We start from the raw sequence: 1,981 nt of genomic DNA on the forward strand, positions 1-1,981 counted from the left end.
TTTATATCTTTTTTTCTTTTTCAATTCAGCGTTCTGAAGCCCTTTGATGTGTTAGAATATTTCATAAGTTAATGACATTTGAATTTTGAAGGAGGGCTTTTGTATGTCTCATGCGCACACAAATGACAAACAAATGAAAAAACAAATTATAGAGGATGCTATTCATTCTCTACGAAAATATGACCGTTCTCACTGGGTGACCGAAACGAAAGAAGCATTCCGTCCGCTTCATCTCGTATTCCATTGGAAACACCACCTGGATTCCGGTATCACGATGGAGTATACGCTTGTGTATCATTCAGAAAAAGAAACCTACACCTGGATCATCGAAGATGTTATGAATAAAGATCTTTGGATGAAGCAAGCAGAGCCTGCAGATGATCTTATCGAAGCGGTAGTCAGTGGTTCCCGTGAACGCATGACTTCTACTTCTATCCAACAATACATTGAGCGTAAACTCCCGACCCTTCCGGATGCTTCTCTTTCAGGTCTCGGTTTTGGGTTCATACCTGTGAGCGAGTTGCAAATGATGATCTGGCCACATGTCGCTGTCAACATCCGCCGCTTTGAGCCTGGATTTTCAAGTGGTGTTCAATTACTAGAGAAGATGCCTGTTTTGGTTTAGAGTATATTTGAATAGAAAAGAAAGCAGCGGAATAGAATGTTCCGCTGCTTCCTTTTGTAAAATATAACTTTTTCAAATGATCTTTTTGAGAACCTCTCAACTAAACTGTACTACTCATATAACCGCTTCTCTGTCATACAAAAAAACCTTGTATTAGCAAGGTTTTTTTGTATAAGTGGAGCATAGCGGGCTCGAACCGCTGACCTCTACACTGCCAGTGTAGCGCTCTCCCAGCTGAGCTAATGCCCCGTTAGGTATAAAGGTTAAATAGGAATCTATCAACCGACAAAACTTATTATAAACGATTCCCCCTCCCCTTTTCAAGCAAATATTTGCAAAAATGCATAAATAAAATACTGACAATACTCTTATCAATAACTAATTATAAAAAAAGAACTGAGGGAGCTTCCCTCAGTTCCAAATAGAAGACTTAGTCTTCTTTTGTACCTTCTGCTTCTAATTCCAATACAACTTCTTCTTCGTCAGTTTTATTGGATTCTTCTTCAGTCACAACAACATTTACAGCAGACTCTTCAACTGCATGTTCTTTCGCCTGTTCATTAGCTTTTTCACTAGCCTTAGCTTCCGCCTTTAATTCAGAAGAAGTGTTTTGATCCGCTTCTTGATCTTCGTCAGTTTCAACGTCAGTGGACTCTTCGTCTTCTTCACGTACTTCAACCTCAGTAGACTCTTCCTCTTTTGCTTCTTCATCTGCTTCAACCTCAGTGGATTCTTCTACTGTAGCTTCTTCTTCAACGACTTCAAGTTCAGTAGAATCTTCTTTTTTATTATCTTCATCTGTTTCTTCTTTAGTAGAGTCTTCTTCTGTACCTTTTTCGTCTGCCTCAGCAGCTTCTTCTTTGGCTTCATCTTCGTCTTTCTCAACTTCCGTAGATTCTTCCTCTTTTGCTTCATCAGCTTCTGGAGTTTCTTCTACGTCTTCTTTAGATGCATGAACAGCAGAGTTTGGTGCGGCATTTTCATGAGCTTTATCGCTTGCATGTTCGCTAGCCATAGAATGTGCTTTCTTAGAAGTATCTTTTTCTTCCTCTTTATCTGCAGCAGCTTCTTCATTTTCTTCTGCAGCTTCGTCTTGTCCAGCATCTTCGTTGACTACTGGTACTTCTTCTTTTGCTTCGAGTTCTTTAGGTTCTTCTGTTTTCTCTACTTTAGTTTTGTCAGCATTTGAAGTTGCATGAACGGCGGAGTTAGCTGCCGCATTTTCATGGGCTTTTTCACTCGCGTTTTCATTGGCTTTTGAGAGTGCCTTTTTGCTAAGGTTTTTCTTTTCATCAGGTTTTTCCGCAACTGGTTCATCTAATTTAATGACTTGTTCTTTTTTGTTTTGCTTCATTT

Annotated in this window: 1 protein-coding gene, 1 tRNA gene and 1 pseudogene; 1 reads left to right on the forward strand and 2 read right to left on the reverse strand. The window is 39.5% G+C overall.

Annotated features, from left to right (window positions below; translation table 11 throughout):
- Positions 1–103 precede the first annotated feature (103 nt).
- Positions 104–625, forward strand: a complete 522-nt coding sequence (locus LD39_RS18770; RefSeq protein WP_035551683.1) for a hypothetical protein — start codon at positions 104–106, stop codon at positions 623–625.
- Between the two features lie 176 nt (positions 626–801).
- Here LD39_RS18770 and LD39_RS18775 read toward each other — a convergent pair.
- A tRNA-Ala gene (locus LD39_RS18775) sits at positions 802–874 on the reverse strand.
- A 181-nt stretch (positions 875–1,055) separates the two neighbouring features.
- Positions 1,056–1,981: pseudogene (locus LD39_RS23235) on the reverse strand (hypothetical protein); the annotation flags it as partial.

This window comes from Halobacillus sp. BBL2006 (assembly GCF_000786645.1).
GTDB lineage: Bacteria > Bacillota > Bacilli > Bacillales > Halobacillaceae > Halobacillus.